Annotated in this window: 20 protein-coding genes; 14 read left to right on the top strand and 6 right to left on the bottom strand. The window is 60.2% G+C overall.

Annotated features, from left to right (window positions below; genetic code table 11):
* Positions 1 to 276 precede the first annotated feature (276 nt).
* A complete protein-coding gene (locus VGG64_10275; protein ID HEY1599979.1) occupies positions 277 to 966 on the bottom strand; it encodes an FHA domain-containing protein in 690 nt (229 codons plus the stop codon).
* A 725-nt stretch (positions 967 to 1,691) separates the two neighbouring features.
* Between VGG64_10275 and VGG64_10280 the strand changes: the two genes are divergently transcribed.
* The 5 genes from VGG64_10280 to VGG64_10300 all read left to right on the top strand — a co-directional run bounded on the left by VGG64_10280 (position 1,692) and on the right by VGG64_10300 (position 6,642).
* The gene (locus VGG64_10280; GenBank protein HEY1599980.1) at positions 1,692 to 2,375 is read left to right on the top strand and encodes a PEP-CTERM sorting domain-containing protein; all 684 of its coding nucleotides are present in this window, start codon (positions 1,692 to 1,694) and stop codon (positions 2,373 to 2,375) included.
* Between the two features lie 466 nt (positions 2,376 to 2,841).
* The gene (locus VGG64_10285) at positions 2,842 to 3,861 is read left to right on the top strand and encodes a DUF1559 domain-containing protein (protein ID HEY1599981.1); all 1,020 of its coding nucleotides are present in this window, start codon (positions 2,842 to 2,844) and stop codon (positions 3,859 to 3,861) included.
* A gap of 307 nt (positions 3,862 to 4,168) precedes the next feature.
* A complete protein-coding gene (locus VGG64_10290) occupies positions 4,169 to 4,360 on the top strand; it encodes a hypothetical protein (GenBank protein ID HEY1599982.1) in 192 nt (63 codons plus the stop codon).
* A 324-nt stretch (positions 4,361 to 4,684) separates the two neighbouring features.
* Positions 4,685 to 6,094 carry a folylpolyglutamate synthase/dihydrofolate synthase family protein gene (locus tag VGG64_10295; GenBank protein ID HEY1599983.1) on the top strand — a complete coding sequence of 470 codons (1,410 nt, stop codon included), beginning with the start codon at positions 4,685 to 4,687 and terminating at the stop codon, positions 6,092 to 6,094.
* Between the two features lie 68 nt (positions 6,095 to 6,162).
* Positions 6,163 to 6,642 (top strand): hypothetical protein, encoded by a 480-nt coding sequence (locus VGG64_10300; protein HEY1599984.1) that lies wholly within the window; start codon positions 6,163 to 6,165, stop codon positions 6,640 to 6,642.
* Positions 6,643 to 7,413: 771 nt separating this feature from the next.
* Here VGG64_10300 and VGG64_10305 read toward each other — a convergent pair.
* Positions 7,414 to 8,751, bottom strand: a complete 1,338-nt coding sequence (locus VGG64_10305) for a S41 family peptidase (GenBank protein HEY1599985.1) — start codon at positions 8,749 to 8,751, stop codon at positions 7,414 to 7,416.
* A 207-nt stretch (positions 8,752 to 8,958) separates the two neighbouring features.
* Here VGG64_10305 and VGG64_10310 point away from each other — a divergent pair, with 207 nt between their 5' ends.
* Positions 8,959 to 9,357 carry a thioesterase gene (locus VGG64_10310; GenBank protein HEY1599986.1) on the top strand — a complete coding sequence of 133 codons (399 nt, stop codon included), beginning with the start codon at positions 8,959 to 8,961 and terminating at the stop codon, positions 9,355 to 9,357.
* Positions 9,358 to 9,539: 182 nt separating this feature from the next.
* Here VGG64_10310 and VGG64_10315 read toward each other — a convergent pair whose 3' ends face one another.
* The gene (locus tag VGG64_10315) at positions 9,540 to 10,649 is read right to left on the bottom strand and encodes a DUF4013 domain-containing protein (GenBank protein ID HEY1599987.1); all 1,110 of its coding nucleotides are present in this window, start codon (positions 10,647 to 10,649) and stop codon (positions 9,540 to 9,542) included.
* 216 nt (positions 10,650 to 10,865) lie between these two features.
* On the opposite strand from VGG64_10315, the gene VGG64_10320 reads away from it, so the two are divergent.
* Positions 10,866 to 12,578, top strand: a complete 1,713-nt coding sequence (locus tag VGG64_10320) for a DUF1549 domain-containing protein (GenBank protein ID HEY1599988.1) — start codon at positions 10,866 to 10,868, stop codon at positions 12,576 to 12,578.
* Positions 12,566 to 13,873, top strand: a complete 1,308-nt coding sequence (locus tag VGG64_10325) for a DUF1501 domain-containing protein (protein HEY1599989.1) — start codon at positions 12,566 to 12,568, stop codon at positions 13,871 to 13,873. The genes VGG64_10320 and VGG64_10325 overlap by 13 nt, the downstream gene beginning before the upstream one ends.
* Positions 13,874 to 13,961: 88 nt before the next feature.
* Here the strand turns inward: VGG64_10325 and rpsI are convergent, their stop codons facing one another.
* Together rpsI and rplM are read right to left on the bottom strand one after the other, a co-directional pair.
* The gene (gene rpsI, locus VGG64_10330; GenBank protein ID HEY1599990.1) at positions 13,962 to 14,387 is read right to left on the bottom strand and encodes a 30S ribosomal protein S9; all 426 of its coding nucleotides are present in this window, start codon (positions 14,385 to 14,387) and stop codon (positions 13,962 to 13,964) included.
* 92 nt (positions 14,388 to 14,479) lie between these two features.
* The gene (gene rplM / locus VGG64_10335; protein ID HEY1599991.1) at positions 14,480 to 14,914 is read right to left on the bottom strand and encodes a 50S ribosomal protein L13; all 435 of its coding nucleotides are present in this window, start codon (positions 14,912 to 14,914) and stop codon (positions 14,480 to 14,482) included.
* Between the two features lie 288 nt (positions 14,915 to 15,202).
* On the opposite strand from rplM, the gene VGG64_10340 reads away from it, so the two are divergent.
* Both VGG64_10340 and VGG64_10345 read left to right on the top strand, forming a co-directional pair.
* Positions 15,203 to 16,369, top strand: a complete 1,167-nt coding sequence (locus VGG64_10340; protein ID HEY1599992.1) for a Re/Si-specific NAD(P)(+) transhydrogenase subunit alpha — start codon at positions 15,203 to 15,205, stop codon at positions 16,367 to 16,369.
* A gap of 158 nt (positions 16,370 to 16,527) precedes the next feature.
* The gene (locus VGG64_10345; protein ID HEY1599993.1) at positions 16,528 to 18,036 is read left to right on the top strand and encodes a lipopolysaccharide biosynthesis protein; all 1,509 of its coding nucleotides are present in this window, start codon (positions 16,528 to 16,530) and stop codon (positions 18,034 to 18,036) included.
* A 52-nt stretch (positions 18,037 to 18,088) separates the two neighbouring features.
* Here VGG64_10345 and VGG64_10350 read toward each other — a convergent pair whose 3' ends face one another.
* The gene (locus VGG64_10350; protein HEY1599994.1) at positions 18,089 to 18,943 is read right to left on the bottom strand and encodes a formyltransferase family protein; all 855 of its coding nucleotides are present in this window, start codon (positions 18,941 to 18,943) and stop codon (positions 18,089 to 18,091) included.
* Between the two features lie 430 nt (positions 18,944 to 19,373).
* Between VGG64_10350 and VGG64_10355 the strand changes: the two genes are divergently transcribed.
* The 4 genes from VGG64_10355 to hisS all read left to right on the top strand — a co-directional run.
* Positions 19,374 to 19,670, top strand: coding sequence for a hypothetical protein (locus VGG64_10355; GenBank protein HEY1599995.1), 297 nt, complete (start codon positions 19,374 to 19,376; stop codon positions 19,668 to 19,670).
* 256 nt (positions 19,671 to 19,926) lie between these two features.
* Positions 19,927 to 20,994 carry a fatty acid desaturase gene (locus VGG64_10360; protein HEY1599996.1) on the top strand — a complete coding sequence of 356 codons (1,068 nt, stop codon included), beginning with the start codon at positions 19,927 to 19,929 and terminating at the stop codon, positions 20,992 to 20,994.
* Between the two features lie 229 nt (positions 20,995 to 21,223).
* Entirely contained in the window at positions 21,224 to 21,667 is a 444-nt protein-coding gene (locus VGG64_10365) for a YkgJ family cysteine cluster protein (protein HEY1599997.1), read from the top strand.
* A gap of 172 nt (positions 21,668 to 21,839) precedes the next feature.
* Positions 21,840 to 22,864, top strand: a 1,025-nt coding sequence (gene hisS, locus VGG64_10370) for a histidine--tRNA ligase (GenBank protein HEY1599998.1), incomplete at its 3' end; no start/stop codon positions are given.

Here is a 22,864-nt window from a genome sequence, read left to right on the forward strand (position 1 = left end):
GTCGGGATGTGGCCAAGCTAGCAACCGTTTGGATTCTAACAAACGCGCGTGCAGCGCGACAGAGTGAGGCCGAGGGCTCGAGCACTTTCACATGACGACAAGACAATCGCAGTGGTGAGCCTGACGCGCGCAATAGCGCACGTAATGTACGCGTCTCGCGGTGGTTTGCACGGTCTGGTCTGCCAGCCGTAGCATCCAGAAAAGGCTCATTCCGGCGATTGGAAACGAATGGCGTGCGTGGCCTATCGTCCGTCGGAATGTAGCTGCGACGAAGGACTATTCTTCCTCTTGCGGTCGCCCAATCGATCGCAAGTACGACGCCAGGCGAGATTGCAAATCCAAGAGGTTTTGCCACTGCCGCACGTCCAACGTCACGCGTTCCTGCTTATTGTCCTTGTTATCAATTTGCACCGACTCGAGCAGGGTGCGGATACGAATGTGAAGGTACTCGAGCAGTTCGGACAACTGGGCGGCCTGACAGGGCCCCAGACGCTCTGGAAGCTCAGGGGGCGACAGCCTGTGCAAGATTGCCTGCGAGCCGGTGGCGCCGCTCCAGCCGACCTCGAAATCGAGACTGGCTTCATGCACATCGCCGTCGCCGAGATCGGAGCCTACCGTCCCAAGATTGTTGGCTTCTGGGTCGCGCAAGCTTGCCAGCCGTTGGGCAATCTGCTCCTGCGATCCGAACAGCAACACCGAACGACCCAACGTGATCATATCGCCGTAGCGCAAAATCCGCAGGTGCGTGTCGTCGCCGTTGACCTTCGTGCCGTTGGTGCTATCCAGATCGGTGAGCACCACTTTGTCCTGATCTTCTTGAATCTTCAGGTGAAAGCGGCTGACTCGTTCGTCGGCGAGTTGGATGTCGTTTCCTTCTTCGCGGCCGATCGTCACCGGAGTGGCTACATCCTCGTATAAACGGCCGCGATCAGCGCCGTCCAAGATACGAATGTTGACGAGGGCCATAGCACGCCAGCGAAGGTTGGGAGTCGGTCGCCGCGCCGGCGAACTTTCGCTCGATGGCTGCGCAGGCCCGCCAGCAGCGCACGGGCGGCCAAGGGAGCCGCCCTGTCGCACGCTTTGCCGGCCTTGGCGAAATGGAACGTAAACTATCGGCTCATCATTACTTATAGCATGCGACAGAAAGTGGGGTCAACGGGCCAAAAATCCAGTCTACCAACCCCTTATTCGGCCGGAAATCTGCCACTGCACTCCCATCCCCCGCGGGACCTTCCCAGCATATGCCTTACTGCCAGACTGCTTTTTCTGGGAAGAACCCCGCTGTGAAACATGCGGCGGAAACCACATTGGGAGGATTTTTGGATTTTTTTTACTTGGATTATTGCAACGGACGCAATGATCGGCGAAGATGTGGTAGCGACGCACATGGACACACCGTCCGTGGCAACTTCCTATGCGGCATCTTTGACGACGCTAATGACCTGAATCGAGAACCTATTTGCTAGCTGAGTTGAGCCGTCTGGCTCCTCAGGGGTTCTCTCATCGCGTCGTCCCTCCAATCAGTTTTTCTCCTGTTTTCGTGCGCGCTCTTTGCGGCACTTGATGGGCGAAGGCCTCATTGCAGCGATGACGCTCATCACCGTTCGTTGGCGTGCCGTTATCCACGCGGAGCGCGAACTCGGAACAATGCTCACGAACTTAACATCAAGTTAGACCACAAAGAGGCGCAAATGACCGCAAAGAGATCTCTGCTCGCGTGCGCACTAGCCGCAATTGCTTCTTGTAGCGTCTTGCCGACCACGGCATCTGCGACGCTTCTTTCCACCCTCACCGCGGGAGGGACGATCACCGTTGGCGATCTTGTCTTCGGTAGCTTCTCTTACCTGAATACCGGGGACATGCCCAGCGATACGGGAGTGAACGTCGTCACCTATGTTGACGGCGCAGGGGATGTAGGCCTGATGTTCCAAGGCGCCTTTATCGACTTCCTGGGCGGAGCCGGATCGGACGCCTTGATTGGATTCAGCGTCACCGAGCTCGACGCCACTAAAAATATCAGTGGGGCAACGCTCACTGGGAATCCCTCGGTGCTGGGCGGCAGCGGAGTGGCCAGCGTCACCGAGACGTTCCTGCCCACGGACACGAATTTGAGCTTGAGCATCTTTTCGATCTCACCGGGGACTACCAAGCTGTCCGATTCCGGCACTTTCGCAGTGGGACACTCGCAAGTGATCGTGCAGAAGGACGTCCTGGCCCTGTCGGCGACGGTGGGCGGAGGCGTTCCGACGCTCTCGTTTGTCACGCAGACGTTTCACGAGTCGAAGAACAATATTCCCGAACCAACCGGCATCGCCTTGATGGGCACCGCCTTGGCCGGTTTGTGGATCGTACGGCACCGGCGGCGACGCCGTTGAGTGCCGGGCAAGGCCCTCCCGGCCGTGATGGCTTTTGTCAAAGGCCACACAGGGCCGAGGGCTGAGCAAGCATGCCAATTAATGACCACTGCTGGCCTTCTAACGGGCCGGCAGTGGTTTTTTTATTGGCCGTGCGGAGGTTCCGAGTCTGGATCTGAGCCGGAAGCCCCCGACAAACAAGGCTTATGCCTTCTGCGCGGCATAGACCACCTGTCATCATTCGCCGGGCGATCCCGCTAGCCAGTGGGGACAGGCTCGATCCTGCCAGCTTTCCCCCGAATGATTTGGGTCATCGCGACCGGTCGTGCGGGGTCTTCTCATCGCCATCGGCAGACAAAAGTTTTCCGCACGGCGCATTGACACCCGCTCTTTACCACATAAAATCAGGCTCCAAGTACATGATACTGAGTCTCATTATCTGTGAAAAACGAAAGCTTACTCTACCCTTTGAGATCGGATTACAGAAATGACTGCGGCAAAGCGATCGGGCTTCACGCTAGTAGAACTGTTGGTAGTCATCGCAATTATTGGAATTCTGGTGGGGCTGTTGTTGCCGGCCGTGCAGGCAGCTCGCGAAGCGGCCCGGCGCAGCCAATGTTCTAATAACCTCAAGCAGGTGACGTTGGCTCTACACAACTATGAGTCGAGCTTTGCCGCATATCCGCCTGCCATGTACTGGAGCGGGGTGCTGAACGACAAGACGAACGACATTGCGGTCTGGTCTCGGTTGCTGCCGTACCTGGAGCAAGGAGCGCTCGGCGCGAACTACACGGCGTTGAGCACCGAGGACCAGACGATGGGGGACGGGACGCCGGTGATGGGACTGCGTATCGCAGCCTACATGTGTCCGTCGGAAATCAATGACACGGCTAAGCTCAATACCGATGGCTCATTGAATTCGTACCCCGGAACCTACGGGGTGAACCTTGGTCCCTGGCTGATCTTCGATCCGACGCGTCTAACGACCCCGCCTGGTTCGTTCTATGTCAACAGCCGCCTGCGACCGGCCGACTTCACAGACGGATTAAGCAACACGCTGATGGCCATGGAGGTCAAGGCCTGGGGTTCCTATTACAGCGGGTCAACCACCGCGACATCCACGCAACCTAACGTGCCTAGCGATCTTTGCGGCTTGGGCGGCACAGCTAAAATGGGCCCCAATCAAACGGACAACAAAGAACATACGGAATGGGGCGACGGCAAGAGCAACCAGACGGGCTGCACGACGACCTTCACCCCTAATAGTGCCGCCTTGTGTACCTTCAACGGTGCGAGCTACGACGTGGACTTCGTGGGCGTCACCGAGGCGTCTTCGGCCACGGCCGTGACCTATGCCGCCATCACTTCCCGCAGCTACCACCCAGGGTGCGTCAACGTATCGCTGATGGACGGCTCGGTTCGCACGGTTGTTAACAGCATCGACAGAAACATCTGGCAAGGAGCCTCGACCAGGACCGGCGGCGAACCCATGACTCTGAACCAGTAGCTCCCCGAGGCCAAGAGTCCTAGCGGTCGCCTGCACAGAGTAGTGTCCATGGATCCGCGACCCTATATCCGGCATATCTTGTCGGCCCGGTGACAGCAGGATTGTCGAAGTTACACGCGCGTACTCCTCAGCCGGGGCCCAGTGGCTTCCAGTGCCGAAATCTTGGGTGATTCACAACCCATTGCTGTCGTGTCATTTGCGTCTTGAAAAAGCCATTTGCAGCAGGGCAACAGCCGCGCGTCTGGCACGCCACGTGCTTCTCAATTCCGCGGGCATTCGAGCGAAACAGCTCTGGGAGTGGCAAGGAATGGATCAGCACACCAAGTTTCTCTGGATGAGAGAGTTGCTCGACCGGCTGCAAGTCTGTCACGAACAATTGCAGACTGCCGCTGGCGCCTCGGAACGCTATTTTGCTCGGGCTATCGAGCGCGATCTGGGTGAGTTCCGCAATCTTTGCCAGTCGCTTAGACACGAACAGTTATCCGGCACGGCATCTTAACGCGACCACATCGATTTCGTTCTAGCGCGTCGGGGGGCGTGCTAGGAACGCAGCCCGCGCGCAGCGGGACAGCCCTACCAAATTCCCTACCTTACATCCTGCCTTGATCCCCACACAACAGGGCCGGAAGGGTCCCGCACCCTTTCGGCCCTCCCGCATGCGCGGCCCGCATTTGGACCATCCTGATCCAATGCACATTCAGAGACGGTAGGGTCGCCAAGGGCAACATAGCCAACATGACGACCCTGGCAGACGATTGGCCCGTTTGACGTTAGACTTGCGTCTCACAGCCGAATTCACAGATTCTCGCTGCCGGGACGCAACGTGGGTTCCACCGACTACGAACGTGCAACGGCCTACCTGTTCGACCGTATCAACTACGAACGCGCGCCCTCGGTGACCTATGGGGCACGACAGTTCAAATTGGAACGGATGCACGAACTCTTAGAACGGGTTGGCAACCCTCAAACCGGGATGCCCATCGTCCATGTCGCCGGGACCAAGGGAAAAGGATCCACCTCGGCCATGATTGCCGGCGTGCTGACAGCCGCCGGATATCGCACGGGCCTCTTTACTTCCCCCCACCTCGAAAGTCTGGAAGAACGGATCGCGGTCGACGGCCGCGCCTGCTCGGCCGATGAGCTCGTGGCGTTGATCGAGCGTCTCAGACCAGAAGTCGACGCAATGGACCAGGTGGCGGCCCGCTATGCGGACGAGTGTGGTCCCACCTACTTCGAGTTGACCACCGTCATGGCGCTGCTCTCGTTCGCCGCCTGCGGGGTACAAGCCGCGGTGCTGGAAGTCGGGTTGGGCGGTCGTCTCGACTCGACGAACGTTTGCGACCCCCTGGTATCCGTAATCACCAGCATCAGCTTCGACCACACCCGCCAGTTGGGCAACACGTTGGCAGCCATCGCCTACGAAAAGGCGGGTATTGTCAAACCCAGCGTACCGCTGGTGTCGGGCGTGACCGAGGATGAGCCGCGTCGCGTGATCGAGCAGATTTGCCACGAGCGCGATAGCCGCTTGATCCAGCTGGGACGCGATTTCCATTACCAGTATCACCCGCCGCACGGCGTGGATAACCATCCCCGCCCCGGACGGATGGATTTCAGCTTCCCCGCGGCGCCTAGCCGCTCTTATCAGGACGTGCTGCTGGGATTGCTCGGCCCGCACCAGGCCGCTAATGCCGCGGTGGCCCTGGCAACGCTCGCCCAGTTGCAGGACCGTGAGTGGTCGATTGCCGAAGCCCATTTGCGCAGCGGACTGGCCCACGTTCACTCGCCGGCGCGCATCGAAGTGGTCGGCCGTCGTCCGACCATCGTCGTCGACGCTGCGCATAATGTGGCGTCTGTCGCGGCGCTGGTGGAGACTTTGGAAACTAGTTTTGCTACGCAGCCGCGAATATTGATTTTCGCGACAACTCAGGACAAAGACGTGCGCGGCATGATGTCAATATTGTTGCCCAAGTTCGACGTCGTTCTTCTCACGAGGTATGGTAACAACCCGCGTGGCGTACCTACGGAAGAGCTGCGCGAGATCGCCCGCGACCTACGAGCAGACCACTGCCAGACGTTTGCCGACCCGGCGAGCGCATGGGACGCCGTACGAATGCTCGCCACGCCAGAGCACCTTTTGTGCGTGACCGGGTCCTTTTTCATCGCGGCCGAGATTCGCGCCCAAATGGCGATGCGACCTCTCGCCTGGCCGCAGCATCTGATGCGGCCAGCATGACGCAGACGCGCAAACAACAGCCGGCACCGAGCACGCCGGTCGAATAACTAGAATCGGAGAATTCCCCGATGTTCAGGGAAGGTGCCTGCGGTCTTGTCTGGTTGAGCCTTGCGCTGACCTTTACTTGCGCTGTCGCAGATGCTCAGGTGTCAGAAGAAAGTCCGGTCGTTAGCGAACTGCGCGAGCGTCTGACGAATTTCTTCGGCAATCTCAGAGACCATCGAACTCAGGAAGCGTACGCAGTTTTGCTGGTCGACAGCCAATTGGCCAAGCCTGAAAGGCAAAATCAGCGAGAGCAGTTGGTTAAGAAGACGGCCGAGTTGGAGTCAGTCTATGGACGGGCAAGGGGGTACGAACTAATCCAAGCCCGCAAGGTAGGCGCGGATTTAGTCCTCTTCAAGTACCTATATAAGTGCGAAGAATATCCCGTCGTGTGGTACATCGCCTTTTATCGAGACGCACGTAGCGTTGAGACAGGCAGCGCCTACGGCAACTGGAAGGTCATTTCCGTGCGATTCGACACCGATCTGGAATCGCTTCTGAAATAAGAAGACTCATCTTGCGTTTCCAGCAAACGCTAGAGACGTGCTATCAACGCATCGATCCCAAGGGTCAGAACTCCTACCAAGGCCACGAATCGACCGATGGTGGGCAATCATCAATGGTCGTCGTGAACCGACTCCCACGCGGACGCCTCGCTTCGGGCAATTGGGTCGGCTGGCACTCAGCGTATGACGCATCGGTTTGGAGGAACCGTAAGGAATCGTCCAAGGCCGCCCGCAGGCGGTAGCGTGCGACCAGCCGAGCGATGAAAGGGTCGGCCCATGGCGACAACTCCCTCTCCGCTGGGACGAATGAATCGCGACCGGCAGTCTGGTCGCAGACCGTCTCGATAACCTTGCAGTGGACTTTAGACATTGGCATGGCAATTCACCCTCCTGTGCTCCCCTCGGACCGTACAACTACCGCCGACCTATGTCCTGAACTCTTCCCACTCCCCTCGCGTGAGTGGGGCCAAGGACTGCCAGGTCGGCAGAGCGGCGGAGTATGTAGCAACTCCAGCGCCAAAGTTTGAAAAAAGCAACGTCATACCGCCGCTCACCGACGCTGCGCATTTTCTCATAACGACTTAGCGACAATTCTGATCCCGACGTAAAGTACCCGACCTGGCGCCACACGGCGCAGTCTGCGAGCAGCAATTGCAAACACTTTGGCAAGTGCATGTTAAGCGGGTAGGCATAGTTGGATCGTGACAGGGAACCGTGTCGGGCGCTATTGGCAAGCCGTATTGTCCGGTTCGTCGCCAACTAATTGAGCTTTTACGGTGGGTCCGTCGACTGGCGAGTGGCAAGCTGCGACGTAAGTGCGGCGACGGCTTTCTGCAGTTGGACGTCCGATTGCAAGGCAGCATCCGCCAACCCCTCGGATTCACCGGCCGGCACGGTGGGGCTTGAGCGGATGACGTCCCCCTCATGCCGTTTGCGAACCAGATCGGCGTACTGGTCGTCGTCAATGGGCACGTCGAAACCGGGGTCGGGCTGGACACCCCAGGTTTCCTGATCTTTCACGTCGGGATGGCGGTGAATGTCGCGGCCATTGGGACGCCAGTAACTGGCCGTGGTGAGTTTCAGCAAGCTGGTCCCCCCCTCGAGCCGAATCACGTTTTGAACCGTACCTTTGCCGAAAGTACGTTGCCCAACAATGATCGCACGGTGTTGATCTTGCAGCGCGGCCGCTACGATCTCGGCTGCGCTGGCGGTCCGCTGATTGACGAGCACGACCAGGGGCAATTGTGCGTAGGGGGCCTTTCCCGAGGCATCCCAACTCTCGATTTCATCGCCATTGCGACCGCGCGTGCTGACAATTCGACCGCCGCGCAGAAACAGGTCGCAGGTAGCAATCGCTTGCTTGAGTACGCCGCCGCTGTTGTTGCGCAAATCCAGAATCAACCCTCGGGCGTCTCGCGCTGTAACATCGGCGAGCGCGGACTTGAGCTCATCGACCGTATTCTCGCCGAAATTCGTCACTCGCACGTAGCCGATGCGATCTTGCCCGGGCAGAAAGAAGTCCCAGCGGGCCCTTTCGTCGCGCTTGCCCCCCAGAACCGACGCCACCGGCACCACGCCGCGGCTGATGGCAATCTCGGTTGGTTCAGTCTCCCCTTTGTGAAGCACGGTCAATTGGACAACTCCTCGCGACCCGCGCAGTCGGCCGACGACGTCGTTGATCTCAAGGCCTTGCGTGCTTTCGCCATCGATGCTGAGAATGACGTCCCCCGCGCGGATTCCCGCGGCAAAGGCCGGCGAATCTGCGATTGGTGTTGTGACCGTCAGCACGCCCTTATCCGGATCTTGCGAGACCTCGATGCCGATGCCCCCAAACTTTTGTTCCAGCGTGGCGACAAACTCGGCGTATTGCTCTGGGCCGATATAGGCGGAATAGGGATCGAGCGTGCTCATCATCCCCTGCAGCGCCCCTTCGAATAACTGGCGACTCTCCACCTTGCGAAGATACTTCTGGTCGACCTCGCTGAGGACCTCGTTGAAGGTGTCGAACATGCGACCACGTTCGCTACGATGGGCATTGTCTGCCTGCCGATAGCAAACGACCGACAGAATCGAGACGATCAACAAGATAAAGAGATTTTGTCGCGGCATCGAAGTTCCCTCAGGACTTACCGAGCGCCAGGGTCGCGGGCCCACGACAGCCAACGCTCTGCTTCATTCTAGCGGCGCATGTACTCCCGACACAGCGGGCAGCTTGGCCTTAAGATAGTGGCACTCCTTCCGTAACGCCGGATGGCGCCGCATAATTACCCGGTCATTGCCGGCGGCATTCGGCCCTTGCACAACAGGATCGACACTATGAAAAGCACGCTCGTTCCAGGAATTCGCGGCGAGGCTTCGCGACGCGTTGTCTCGGCCGACCTGGTGAGTCACTACGATCCTGCCGGGCCCCCCGTGTTCGGTTCGCCCTTTATGCTGATGCTTATGGAGTTTGCCGCCTTCAAGGCGATCATCCCGCATCTCGACGATGGCGAGCAGTCACTGGGCGTCGGTTTTGAATTTGAACATCTGGCCGCCACGCCGGCCGGCGCCATGGTGATCGCGCGGGCCGAGGTGCTGGCCGTTGACGGACGGCGTGTTTCGTACGCTATCGAAGCACACGACGAGCACGAGCTCATCGGTCGCGGAAAGCACGTCCGGCACGTGGTCGAGATGGAGCGCTTCCTCAAGCGACTCCGTAGAAAAACGGATCGTTAACCAGGGAATGCCGCTCGACGACGCAGTTCTGCAGATTTCGTAGATTGCGCAAAACGAGATGGATACGGAAGTTCTCGGACCACGGTCCCTCTTCGCGTCCATGAAATCTGTGGATCATTTCGTAGCTTGCGACGGGCACGGTCTCGCATATCGCGATGCCGATTCCGCCGCAGCTGGATTTGCTACAGACCGAGGAAGGGGACCGGCACCAGGAAGGCGTGCTGCTCGTACAAGCTAGCGATCCCATACCAGCTTGTGAATTGGGTGAAATACACCACTGCCACGTATGCCAGTGCCACTGGAAGCATGGCCAGGCGGGCCACGGTGCGAAATACCCAGTGCCGCGGGGATTCACGGCGCCGCGCCCGCGCATAGGCCCAGCCGGTCAGCAGACGCGCCGGGCCGATGAAGGCCACAAAGACCAGGCTAGGCAGCCAAGCGGCCTCGCGAGGGATGATTTCGATCTTCAGAAGATACAACGGCACCGCGAATAGCAATGTACCGACCAGCGCCACAAAAAACGCGATGGGTGCCCGACGAAAGTGATCGCGCAGTGCGCGTACTTCAAACATGGCCCGCAGGCGATTCTCGGCCGCGAAGTGTACCTGCGCAAAAGGGAGATAAAGCACCACCACCGCCAGTAGCAAGCCCCCGGCGAATCCTGCCACAGGCGCACGGGCGCCGGCGGCTAGCAGGGTGATCGGCACCACGAGCCAGGCCAGTCCACCGAGAAAGCCGCGCAAGCCCAGCCAAAAGTAATAAGGCAGGCGCAGGCCGACCACGAACATCCACACGGCATCGCGGGCGCGCCGGTAAGCGCCCGGTTGCGTAAGCTCGCGCACGAATCGAACTGGCCGCGGCCAGAAAAAACCACGGAGCCTTCCGCCCCGCCAGCAGGCACTCACAACGTGACAGGCAAAGAGCGCTGTCAGCACCCATAAGACAGCCGTCCAACCACGGTCGGCCACGCCGCCGGGTTCGATCAGTCGAGCCGAGTTCGCCAGCAACGACACGAAACGCAACGGCCATAGCAGCAACCACGTCCCCAGCACGATTCCGCCCAGCCGCGCCGCCTTGCGCACTCCCACAAAGCCTGTCGCCAGCCGCCCCTCGCGGGCAACACGCCCCGAGACCTCTAGCAAATATCCTAGGCTCAGCAATTGCAACGCGGGCAAAGTCGCCAACACCGCCAAGCCAATGAAGAGGGCCACGCAGCCGAACAGCCAGTCGCAGATCCGAAGTGCTTTGCCAACCAGTCGCCTTAGCCCGTGTATTTGGACCGCGCCAGACATCGGTGCGACAGGGTCGCAGAGTACCTCCACGGAATCCGACATCCCCGCATCTCTGAAGGTGCTTACGACGACAGACGTCGCATCGTGTGGAATCGCGGAGGTAACGGATCTCGACATATCGGCCGATTCCCGGAGTACTACGCGTCGTGCGGGTTGCTCTCCACTATAAGCGGATTCGTTCAGAAAGGCTTCCGCTTACCCGCACCGGGCAAGAAATTGTCCCGGCTGACGAAGAACTTGCTGAGGTTGCGCGTTACGATGGGGCTGACGAAAGACCGCCTCGATCAATCCGGCGGAGATACGCCCGTGTGGGGTCGGAATCTGCTCTTTATCGCAGTTTGCCTGGGTGGCGCCGTGGCATTGGCGGCGAGCCTGTCGCCGGTCCACACTCCGGCGGCTGGCCCTGACGCTCTTCGCGCACCCACTGCGGATTTGCATCCGAGCGTCGAGCGCTTGAATTCCAGTTTTCGCAAGGCGTGGGACGCCGCAGGTATCGAGCCTGCGCGGCGAGCGCCTGAGCTATTGATCGTGCGGAGACTGTCATTGGCGCTGGCAGGCACGGTTCCCTCGCTGGCGGAGATCCGGCAGCTCGAATCACACACGAACGATGGTCGTCTCGCCTGGTGGCTGAATCGCTTACTCGAAGATCGGCGCTCCAGCGACTACCTGGCCGAGCGGCTGGCACGCGCCTATGTGGGCACGGACGACGGCCCATTTCTGATTTATCGCCGCCGCCGCTTCGTCTCGTGGTTGGCTGACGAGATCCATGCCAACCGGCCGTACAACGAGATCGTCGCACAATTGATTGCGACCGACGGCATTTGGACCGACAAGCCGGCGACGAACTTTGTCACAGTCACCGTGCAGGCCGACGCTGGCAAGGGGCCCGATGCCAACCTGCTGGCTGCTCGCGTTTCGCGTGCTATGTTGGGCGTACGGCTTGATTGCGCCGAGTGTCACGATCATCCGTTCCGGCCGTGGAAGCAAAGTGATTTTCAGGCGCTGGCGGGCTTTTTTGGCCAGACGGAGAATTCCCTGCGCGGCATTCGCGATCGGGAAGGCCCGGCCGAGATCGACGATCCCGTCAGTGGCGATCCTAAGATCGTCGTCGCTGGCGTTCCCTTCGCGGTCGACCTTCTTCCCAAGCAAGGAACGCCTCGGCAACGATTGGCTGACTGGGTAACGAACTCCGCCAACAAGGCCTTCGCGCGTGCCACTGTTAATCGTGTGTGGGCTCTACTCCTGGGGCGACCGCTGGTGGAACCGATCGACGATATCTCGTTCGACGTGGAAGCGCCGCGGGCCCTCACCGTCCTGGCCGAAGATTTTGTCGCTCATGAATACGATTTGCGACGTTTGATCGAGGTTATCGCGTCGTCCGAGGCGTTTCAACTTGATAGCCGGATAGAGGGAGACACGCTCGACGGCGCCGCAGACCCTCTCCGGCCCGACGCATGGTCCAAGTTTCCCATTACGCGACTGCGACCCGAGCAAGTGGTGGGCAGTCTGCTGCAAGCTTCGTCACTGGCGACGCTCGACTACCAGTCGCATATCCTGGTGCGCGCGGCCCGCGCGATTGGACAGGCAGAATTCCTGAAACACTACGGCGATCTGGGGGCCGATGAGTTCGCCTTGGAGGGGGGCACGGTTCCGCAGAGGCTGCTGCTGATGAACGGGACTCTGGTCAAAGAGAAAACCAAGGAGAACCTGCTGGGAAACGCCGCGACGCAGATCGCGGCACTCGCGTCTACCGACGAAAAGGCCATCGAAATCGCTTATCTGGCTTGCCTTGCGCGGCAACCCACAGCCCAAGAGCAGCAGCACTTCGTCGCCAAACTGTCCGACAGCCGCGGCTCTATTCGGCGTCAACAGATGGAGGATATCTATTGGGCGCTAGTGAACAGCGCGGAGTTCTCATGGAATCATTAGCCAATCCCGCGACTGTTTATGGTGGTCCACGCCACAGCATCAGCCGCCGCCGCCTTCTGCAGGCGGCTGGCCTGGCGGGCATGGGCTGGCTAACACCCCTGGCTCACGCGCTGGCTCGCCGCGCCGAGCAACAGTCTCCACGCGAGCCAGCACAGTCAGTGGTCCTGCTTTGGCTGGCTGGCGGCCCAAGCCAGCTGGAAACGTTCGATCCGCACCCCGGCACAGCCATCTCCGGCGGGACAACGGCAATTCCCACGGCGGTTGACGGTATCCAGCTGGCCGACGGGTTTGCACGTCTGGCGGAGCAGATGTCGCACGTGTCGCTCGTGCGGTCGCTGGTCAGCAAAGAGGGAGATCACGAACGGGGCACCTACCTGGTCAAGACCGGGTATCGGCCCGACCAGTCGATCCTCCATCCTTCGATTGGCGCGATCTGCTGCCATCAACTGCCCGTCGGCGATACGGAGATCCCACGGCACGTGTCGATATTGCCCAACCAGTGGCCATCTCGCGGTGGATTCTTGGGCAATCAGTACGACGCGTTCAAGACGTTCGATCCGGCCGAACGGCTGTCCGATGTCACCAATCGGGTTTCGAACGAACGCCACGAAGCACGCGTGCGCGACCGGAATATTGTTGATCAATCGTTCGCGACGGGGCGCCGGCGGCAAGTCGCGGCCACGCAGCACGACGAGATGGTCAAGCGCGCTCTGGTGATGATGAGCTCAGAGCAATTGCAAGCATTCGAGGTCGCAGGCGAGCCGGCGACCGTGCGCGGCAGCTACGGCGATACACCATTCGGGCGCGGTTGCCTAGCCGCGCGTCGACTGATCCAGCAGGGCGTCCGCTGCGTCGAAGTGACGCTCGCCGGCTGGGACAGCCACACGAACAATCACGAGACCCACAGCGAGCTAGTGCGCACGCTCGACCCGGCACTGGCGGCGCTGGTGGCCGACCTCCGCGAACACGAACTGTTGGATCGCACGGTGGTGCTGTGCGGCGGCGAGTTTGGGCGTACGCCGCGAATTAATCCGCTCGACGGGCGAGATCACTGGCCGCACGGGTTTAGTATGGCATTGGCCGGCGGTGGCATCCGTGGCGGTCAGGTGATTGGCGCCACCGATCCTGAGGGCGGACGTGAAGTATCCGACCCCCGCAGCGTGGCCGACGTTCACGCCACGATCCTGACGGCTTTAGGGATCGACCAGCGGCACGAAGAGATGTCGCCGGTGGGTCGGCCGATCAAATTCAGTGAAGGCGCGGTGATCGCGCCCTTGCTCCCGGCGGAAGCATGACCATCGAAGGCCACGCCAGAGTCCAGTACTGGCGGCGCCGATTTCCGGAAATCGCGGGGATCCTGGAACCGTGCCGATGGCTTCCGGGCTACCGCTTGGAGAACTGAGTGCCACGGCGGGCACCGCGGAGACCGTAGTGCTTGCGCTCTTTCATGCGGCTGTCACGCGTCAGCATGTGTTGTTGGCGAAGCGGTTCTTCCAACGTCACGTCATACTTCTTAAGCGCCCGAGCAATGCCCAGCTTGCAGGCACCGGCCTGACCGGTAATGCCGCCACCGTGAACGTTGATGTGCAGATCGACGCTCGTTACGCGATCAGTTTGCACCAGTGGGGCCAGCACGGCATTGCGGTCTTGCTCGCGGACAAAGAAATGGTCCAACGGACGACCGTTGATTGTAACGGTGCCATTACCCGGTCGCACGCGAACTCGCGCCACCGACGTCTTGCGCCGCCCTGTGCCCAGGACATCTCCGTTATTCTTTTTCGCAGCGGCGGGAGTCTCGACGGTGGACATCAACTACCTCGTAAAATTTGCAGTCATGGTCGGCCACTGAATCGATTGGCCGAGCACGTTATGGCAGCGTTAGTTATTGATTTCTGTGTGATCTACTTCAGCACGAATTCTTTTGGCTCGGGCATTTGTGCCTGGTGCGGATGATCGCTCCCCACGTAAATCTTGAGTTTCGAGAGCATCTTGGCCGCCAGCTTATTCTTGGGGAGCATGCGTCGCACGGCCTCGCTGAGGATTAGCTCAGGCCGACGGTCGCGTCGGTGTTCAGCCGTCTCGGTGCGCAGGCCCGTATAGCCGGTGTAGTGCGTATATTTCTTATTCTGCCACTTGTTGCCAGTAAAGCTGATCTTTTCGACGTTGAGCACAATCACGAAGTCGCCCGTATCGACGTGCGGCGTGTACGTTGGGCGATGCTTGCCCATCAGGATCACGGCGATTTCGGCGGCCAAGCGTCCGACAACCTGATCGGTGGCGTCTACGAGCCACCACTTCTGCTCGACCTCGCCCGTCTTCGCCATGTAGCTTTTCATCGTGGCACTCAAGAGAACCTCTTTATCCCCGGTGGCGGGGTTCTGGCAAATGAGAAACTGACAATTTACTGCCTGTGACTTGTTCGATCAAGGCTAGGAACCTAACCTGGACGCAATTCCTTCGCCAGCGGGGGAATCCAAGCAGTGTCCCGGCGGCAAGTCCAAGGTCGCCAGGGCCTTAGCTTCCTGCCTGCGGACGGACTACCGCCGTCGCTCCGCGGGACTGGTGATCCGTTGCGGCGATTTTCCCGTTTGCACCGACCCGGGCGGCCAGCGAGCAATCAAGTGATGAAATGTGGCGTTGTCAAAGAGACCTATCCGGGCGAGCGTCGCGTGGCCCTGGTACCGGCCGTGCTGGCCGCACTGGCCAAGGCTGGTATTAATTGCTTGGTTGAATCCGGCGCCGGCGAAGCCGCCGGATTTTCCGATCAGGCCTATCTGGATCAAGGCGCCGAATTGGTGCCGACCCGCGAACAGGTTTTTGCCGCGGCCGACCTCATGGTTCACGTCCGGGCCCTGGGGGCCAACTGCGAAGCCGGCATTACCGATTTAGGCCTGGTGCGGCGGGGACAAACGCTGGTTGGGTTTTGCGACCCGCTGGGTGCTCCCGAAGCGCTTGTGCAATTCTCGGCGCGCGGCGTCACCGCGCTCTCTATGGAAATGATCCCGCGCATCACCCGCGCGCAATCGATGGACGCGCTGTCGAGCATGGCCATGTTGGCAGGCTACAAGGCCGTGCTGCTCGGCGCCTCTGCGCTGCCAAAAATGTTTCCCCTGATGATGACCGCCGCTGGTACGCTGCTCCCCGCCCGAGCCTTGGTGCTGGGCGTCGGCGTGGCCGGGTTGCAAGCCATCGCCACGGCGCGGCGCCTGGGTGCAGTTGTCGAAGCCTACGATGTGCGCCCGGACGTAAAGGATCAAGCGCAAAGCCTCGGGGCGAAGTTCCTTGATTTGCCGCTGGAGACGCAAGGCGCGCAGGATGCGGGTGGCTACGCCAAGGCTTTCGACGAGTCGTTCTATCGTCGCCAACGCGACCTACTGCTCGGCGCTTTGGGCAGGCAAGACGTCGTCATCACCACGGCCGCGGTTCCCGGTCGCAAAGCACCTATCCTGATCACAACCGAAATGGTCGAGGCCATGCACGCCGGCTCGGTGATTGTCGATCTGGCGGCCGAACGCGGCGGAAACTGCGAGCTGACGCGGCTAGGGGAAACGGTCGTGCATCAAGGGGTCACGGTCCTCGGCCCAGACAATTTGCCCGCCACCGTGCCCCAACATGCCAGCCAAATGTACGCCAAGAACGTGGCCAGCTTTCTCGCACTGCTGGTCAAGGAAGGAAAGCTGCAACTCGACCTGGAAGACGAGATCACACGCGAGGCTCTTGTCGTGCGCGAAGGAGAGATCCTCCATCCGAAGGTTCTCGAAGCTCTCGAGCGCAATGCGACGCGCAGCTAGCGCTCGGAGGCAATTCTCATTCCTTGCGCGAGTCTCGGTGTACGCTGTCGCGGCGAGCAGCTTCAGGTCCCGCCAGTGACTATAGTTGAACGTGAACTCGCGTGGCGCCAGGGCGTTCCACGACCTCGCCACTTCCTTTATCGCGAAGTCTGCATTTCATGCCGATCTCCGGTCAAACTGGTCCGACCGATTCGCTGAATGCGACGTTCTCTGCGGAGCGACTGCGTCAGGCAGTGCGCCATGGTAGCCGCCGGACGGTGGTGGCCCAGGTTGCCTCACATGTCGTTTCGTTGATCGTGCTGGCCAGCTTATACCACCTGATTGCGCCGCAGGACTTTGGTCTGATGGGCATGGTCCTGCCGGTGATCATGTTCCTGCGGATCTTCACGTCGCTGGGCATGAACATCGCTACCGTACAATCTCGCGAGTTGACGCCCGCTCTGGTGTCAACCCTGTTCTGGGCACACTTGGCGTTGGGTTTTGCAACGGCGTTGGCGGCAGTTGTGATCGCGCCGGCGGTGGCCTGGTTCTACGGCGAACCCGACGCTACCACGGTCACCGTGGCACTTTCGGCCACGTCGATTGCCAGCGCGCTGGGGCTGCAACATATTGCCCTGCTAGAACGAAACCTGCGGTTGGGTAGCGCCGCCGTAAGCCGCTTGGTCGGACAATTCGCGGGCGGAGTGCTGGCCATCGGCATGGCAGTTGCCGGATACGGTGTGTGGGCGCTGATCGTACAGCAATATGTGGAGTTGGTGGCTCTGGCGGCGGTCGCATGGTGCTTGGAGCCGTGGAGGCCACTTCGGCCTCGTGACGGTGAACCGGTGGGCGGTACGCTGCGGTTCGGCGGCTACTTCACGGCCAGCCAGATCGTGCTGCACTTATTGGGAAACATCGACAAGATCCTGGTCGGCTTTTTGCTAGGGCGCGAAGCGCTTGGTTTCTATAGCCAGGCGTTCACCGTGATGATGAAACCCGTCGTTGTGCTTACCACTCCGTTGAGCAGCGTGATGTTGCCGGCGCTATCGCGCAGCGTTCACGACCATCCGCACTATGCCCAGATCGTGTTGGCGTTTCAGCGACTGCTGGCGGTAGCCGGCTTTCCCGCGGGCGTCGGGCTGATGATCGTTGCCCGCGATACGATGGTCGTATTGGGAGGGGAGAAATGGGCCCCCGCTGGTCCGTTACTGACGGCGCTGGCGGCCGCGATTCTGGTCCAGGGATTCGTCATGATGGCAGGTAGCATTTTTATTTCGGCCGGCCATTGGCGCGCCATGCTGATCGGATTGCTCGCGATGCTCTTGGTGGTCGTGCCGGGTGTGCTCGTCGGCCTGGCCGTCGGACGTGCCTGGGGACACGCGACGCTGGGCGTCGCTTGGGGATACTCGCTCACCACCTGCCTGGTATTATTCCTTCCCTACATGCTTTTATGCTTGCGGTTGGTCGACGTCTCGGTCGTCGCCTGGGCCAAACAGCTCGTTCGACCGGCGCTGGCGGCGGTTGGCATGGGCGCCATCGTGCTCGCGGCGCGGCAGGCACTGGTCGGCATTTCCTGGCTGCCCCCCGCGGCGGTGCTGATCTTGGAAATCGCGGTCGGCGGAGTGGCCTACCTGGTGCTGGCCTGGAGCGAGATCCGCTGGTGCCTGGATCGTCTGCGGCGTTTCTGATGAGCCTGATCGGCACGTTGCGAAGACCGAGCGACGGGGTGGCCTTCCGTACCTACTTCGCGGCCACGACCCGGTGAAAGTGCAGCCGTACCTCTCGATCGACCACGCGCCTCACTCCCTCGACCAGGCAGTGCGGTTCGTTGTCTTCCTGACCGAGCCGGATGATGTCATCCAGCGGCATGCCCGGCGGCACGGTGAACGTCGATTGGTAGATGATTTGATTGCCGGCGTCCAAGTCGGGCACGATGAAGTGGCACGTACAGCCGTAAGTGAGCATGCGGCTGGCGTAGGCCTCGTGGTAAGGACGCATACCCGGAAAGCTGGGGAGCAGTCCATGGTGCAAATTGATAATTCTTCCGCCGGCATATTTCCAGCAACTCGAGGCAGGCAGAATGCGCATGTAGCGAGCCAGGATTATGTAATCGATCTGGTACTCGTCACAAAGCTCGATCATCCGATCGTCGTCGACCGCGCCCTGCTCATTGCCGATATGATGCCAGTCGACGCCGAATTGCTCCCCCAACGAGCGACAGTTAGCCCGGTTGCCGATCATCAGCGGCACCTCGGCCTTCACGCGCCCGTCGCGTACGGCGCGCAACACCGCGAGGGCCGGCTCCGGTCGAATCGTGGTGCAAATGGCCAATCGTGGTCGCGCCGCGCGTTCCTCCGGAGACCAGACCCGAATCGATAGCGCCGTACGCTGCCCAATTTCGGCCATGGCGGCGCGCAAATGGGGGAAACGATCCGCCGGCAATTCGATCCGTAGCAGCATCGCAAAGACGCGCTGCTCATCGTGGTCGTACATCTGGATTTCGGAAATATTCGCACCCTGTCCGGTGACGTAGTGCACGATCGGATCGGCGAGTCCGCAATTATCGGGGCCGACGGCGGTGATGTTGACCTGCATATCAAGCTGTGGGGCTGACACGATTTGGTAGTAATAAAAACGGAGCCGCTTGGTCGATCAGACGGTAAGGCCGCGGCCGGCAGCAAAGCTAACAAGCTGGCCACCCCGCCGAACTGGCCCCCCAAACGACATACGCAAGCTTAGCACCGTGTTAAGCGAGCAGAAGAGCCGGTCCGGTGTGGCTCGAAGCAAGTTTTGCTCGCCGCGGCGTTCCGCGCCACGGTATGTGCTGACGGCGCGCGAGGAAACATTGTAGTGACGCTGGCGGGTGTGCAATTCGAGCCGACAGCGGCACGTGCCAGCAGCAAAATGGAAAGGCGCGCGAAGCCTTGACTGCGGTCCCGGCGGGAATCCGGTAGCGCTCTGGCATTTAGTTGGAGCCGCGCGCGCCTGGTGTCGAGAATACCGTTATCGGCCGCGGAACCGGCGCATGCGCTCCGTCAAAACGGATGCGGCGCTCATGCGACGGCAACTTATCACCTTGCGGGCTGTCGGCCCGCGTAGCTTGAGCCTGCTGGTCCATCCGTGGACCCTTCCTTGCATTCTTTTGAAATTCGTTACCAAGACTGCCGTAACAATAATCGCCGCACGTTGTCCGGAACAAGACAAGTTCCCACCCGAGCGATTTCCCGCCAATCGACACGACAATGCTAGCAATGCCATGCTAGCCGCCGTCGCTATGAATCGAAGCTGCGATCGATTGACTAAAAATGGCCTTTTCGACTAAACATAGGCCGCCTTGCGGCCACCCTTTTGAGCGGTAGGCAGATTCCGTTTCACAACGCCTATTCCTCTGCGCCAGACGACCCGTAATGCACATCTTCTTTAGTCTGGCATCGAACGAATCAACGAGGTCCTGCTAGCAGCGACTTGGCAGAGTGCGAACTGTCCAGCGCTAATGAGTCCTGAACATTCAAAGCTCTCTACGCGCGGGGCGGCCGGCGTTGGCACGCTTTTCCAAGACTTGGCCCAGGTGACATGACATGCAGTCTGAAATTGCACCAACACGGGTACGTGCGGGCCGTCGGCTAATTGTTCCGCACGATGCCCAGTCTGGTGCATCGACCGTGCTGGGCCTGCCCCACGCGGCGCCCGCGCCGTCGGCCGATCGATCACTCGCCTACCCCTCGACGGCGGCCGGCAGCCGCGTGATGTGGGGCAATGTGGCCGGCGTCGCTGCCTACCATGGCGTGGCGCTGTGCGCCGTGGTGCCTTGGTTGTTCAGCTGGACGGGGGTGGCCGCCGCTGCGTTGGGACTGTATGTGTTCGGGACGTTGGGGGTGAACCTGTGCTTTCACCGATTACTGACACATCGCAGCTTCGTCTGTCCGCTGTGGCTGGAACATGCCCTTTCGGTACTGGGCGTTTGCTGCCTGCAGGATACTCCGGTCCGCTGGGTCGTCGCACATCGTGTACATCATCAACACTCGGATGAGCAGCCCGACCCCCATTCGCCGCTCGTCAATTTTCTGTGGTCGCACATGGGTTGGCTGTTTGTCGAAAACCGAGGGCTGAATTCCATCGCCGCCTACGACCGCTATGGCCGCGACCTGCTGCGCGATTCGTTCTACATGCGTTTCGAGCGCAATCATTTCTGGCTTTGGGTCAATATCGCCCAGTTCGTCGTGTTCTATATCGCCGGGGCATGCCTGGGCGGAGCACTGACGGGCACCTGGGCTGGTGCGACACAAATGGGGGCGAGTCTGCTGGTATGGGGCGTGTTCGTTCGCACTGTGGCCGTCTGGCACATCACCTGGAGCGTCAACTCTGTTACCCACGTATGGGGCTACCGTAATTATGCAACCGACGAAAACAGTCGGAACAATTGGCTGGTGGCCCTCATCTCTAACGGCGAAGGTTGGCACAACAACCATCATGCCGATCAGCGCAGCGCCGCCCATGGTCATCGTTGGTTTGAACTGGATGTTACTTACTTGACGATCCGGGCACTTGTTGCCGTGGGCCTGGCGCACAGCTACATCGCGCCAAATCAGCGGACGCTGGATCGCGTCACGGCGGACGGCATTCCCGCCGACATCGGAATTGACTGAGCGCAGGTTGCCGCCGTCATCGCACAGGTGGCTAGCCCTATCTTCGGCAAACGCCTTGCCCATCTGGGACTGAGGCCATCGTGGGTCACGGCTGCTAGCCGCGCGCGGCCCATTTTGCTACCCTAGACGCACCGTGGACTCTGCCGATGACGCTCGCGCCAGCGAGCCATGCTTGGCAATTCCCCGGCAAGGGCTGTTCCTGGTGTACGATTGAAAAAGGGATGCGTCGATGGAAGCGACCGCCAAACGCAAAATCCGCCGCGAAGAGCTGCCGGCGGGAGAATGTCTGTGCGATCATTGTCCGGCCAAGTGCTGTCATTATTTGGCCGCGCCGATCGATACCCCGACGACGCACGAGGAATTCGACTACATCCGCTGGTATCTGTTGCACGCCGACGCGACGGTGTTTGTCGAAGATGGGAGCTGGTATCTGCTGGTTCACACGACCTGCAAGCACCTGCTGCCGGACAATCGCTGCGGCATTTACGAAACCCGGCCGCAGATCTGCCGCGACTACTCGACGGATAACTGCGAATACGAGGACGACTGGGTTTACGAGCATTACTTTGAGACGTCCGAGCAGGTCGACGAATATGTCGAGGCGATCCTGCCAGACAAAAAGCGGCACAGCTTCCGCAGCCGCAGGCCCCCGCTGCTGCCCATTATTGGCTAACGTGAACTGCAGTCGTGGCGCTGTTTGACGGACTGCCCTAAGTGGTAGGGGCGGGCCGCCCTGCATCGAAACCGGCCGCGGCGGCCATCTCTCAGGACCGACGAGCTTGAACCGACCGACACGCATCGAACCGCGCACGCTAAAAGGCTTTCGCGATTATCTGCCCGCCTCGATGATTCCCCGCGAACGGATCATCGACACCGCACGGCGCGTGTACCGCTCATACGGTTTCAGTCCCATCGATACGCCGGCCTTGGAATATCTCGACATCCTCACCGGCAAGGGGGGGGACGAGACCGATAAACAGCTCTACCGCTTTCAGGACCCGGGCGAGCGTTGGGTGGGCATGCGTTTCGATCTGACGGTGCCCCTGGCGCGGTTCGTGGCGCAGCATGCCCACGAATTGGGGATGCCGTTCAAGCGCTACCACATCGCCACGGTGTGGCGCGGCGAGAATACCCAACATGGCCGCTATCGTGAGTTCATGCAGTGCGACTTCGACACGATCGGAACCCGCAGCGCGGCGTCCGATATCGAGACGATACTGGTGATGCACGATCTCCTACGTGCCATCGGCTTCGAACGCTTTCACATCCATGTCAACAATCGCATGGTGTTGCGCGGATTGCTCGAACGCACAGGACTGACCGAGCAGGCCGTACCGGTGTTGCGTGCGATCGACAAGCTGGCCAAGATCGGGCCCAATGCCGTCGTGAAGGAAATAATGGAAACCGCAGGAGCGTCGTGGGAGCAAGCTGACACGGTATTGCACTTCGCAACGCTCGCAGGCGGCGACGAAAAGGTTCTAGCTGAATCAAAAATCCTTGTCACGGGTAGCGAGGTCGGTGAAGCTGGCGTCGACAGACTCTACGAAGTTGTACTGGGCGCTGCTGCAGGTGGTGTTAGGCGCGAGAATTTGAAGGTTGACGTCTCGATCGCCCGCGGTCTGGATTACTACACCGGTGTGATCTTTGAAACCTTTCTCGACGATCTGCCGAGCCTAGGCAGCGTTTGCTCCGGTGGACGGTACGATAATCTGGCCGAGCTTTATACGAGCCAGGAACTGCCCGGCGTGGGTGCCTCGCTGGGATTGGATCGATTGCTCGCCGGCATGGAAGAGTTGAAGATGATCGACCAGGTATCAACGCCGGCCGAAATCTTCATGCCATATTTCGACGCGGATCAATTGCATTTTTA

It is taken from the genome of Pirellulales bacterium (assembly GCA_036490175.1).
Lineage (GTDB): Bacteria > Planctomycetota > Planctomycetia > Pirellulales > JACPPG01 > JACPPG01.

Excerpts from the sequence above, each read along its gene's own strand:
- VGG64_10315 (HEY1599987.1), bottom strand. The coding sequence starts at position 10,649 with ATGTCTGGCGCGGTCCAAATACACGGGCTAAGGCGACTGGTTGGCAAA.
- VGG64_10365 (HEY1599997.1), top strand. The coding sequence starts at position 21,224 with ATGGAAGCGACCGCCAAACGCAAAATCCGCCGCGAAGAGCTGCCGGCG.
- VGG64_10355 (HEY1599995.1), top strand. The coding sequence starts at position 19,374 with ATGCGCTCCGTCAAAACGGATGCGGCGCTCATGCGACGGCAACTTATC.
- VGG64_10285 (HEY1599981.1), top strand. The coding sequence starts at position 2,842 with ATGACTGCGGCAAAGCGATCGGGCTTCACGCTAGTAGAACTGTTGGTA.
- VGG64_10340 (HEY1599992.1), top strand. The coding sequence starts at position 15,203 with ATGAAATGTGGCGTTGTCAAAGAGACCTATCCGGGCGAGCGTCGCGTG.
- VGG64_10290 (HEY1599982.1), top strand. The coding sequence starts at position 4,169 with ATGGATCAGCACACCAAGTTTCTCTGGATGAGAGAGTTGCTCGACCGG.
- VGG64_10345 (HEY1599993.1), top strand. The coding sequence starts at position 16,528 with ATGCCGATCTCCGGTCAAACTGGTCCGACCGATTCGCTGAATGCGACG.
- VGG64_10275 (HEY1599979.1), bottom strand. The coding sequence starts at position 966 with ATGGCCCTCGTCAACATTCGTATCTTGGACGGCGCTGATCGCGGCCGT.
- VGG64_10360 (HEY1599996.1), top strand. The coding sequence starts at position 19,927 with ATGCAGTCTGAAATTGCACCAACACGGGTACGTGCGGGCCGTCGGCTA.
- VGG64_10310 (HEY1599986.1), top strand. The coding sequence starts at position 8,959 with ATGAAAAGCACGCTCGTTCCAGGAATTCGCGGCGAGGCTTCGCGACGC.
- VGG64_10325 (HEY1599989.1), top strand. The coding sequence starts at position 12,566 with ATGGAATCATTAGCCAATCCCGCGACTGTTTATGGTGGTCCACGCCAC.
- VGG64_10350 (HEY1599994.1), bottom strand. The coding sequence starts at position 18,943 with ATGCAGGTCAACATCACCGCCGTCGGCCCCGATAATTGCGGACTCGCC.
- rplM (HEY1599991.1), bottom strand. The coding sequence starts at position 14,914 with ATGAAAAGCTACATGGCGAAGACGGGCGAGGTCGAGCAGAAGTGGTGG.
- rpsI (HEY1599990.1), bottom strand. The coding sequence starts at position 14,387 with ATGTCCACCGTCGAGACTCCCGCCGCTGCGAAAAAGAATAACGGAGAT.
- VGG64_10305 (HEY1599985.1), bottom strand. The coding sequence starts at position 8,751 with ATGCCGCGACAAAATCTCTTTATCTTGTTGATCGTCTCGATTCTGTCG.
- VGG64_10280 (HEY1599980.1), top strand. The coding sequence starts at position 1,692 with ATGACCGCAAAGAGATCTCTGCTCGCGTGCGCACTAGCCGCAATTGCT.
- VGG64_10300 (HEY1599984.1), top strand. The coding sequence starts at position 6,163 with ATGTTCAGGGAAGGTGCCTGCGGTCTTGTCTGGTTGAGCCTTGCGCTG.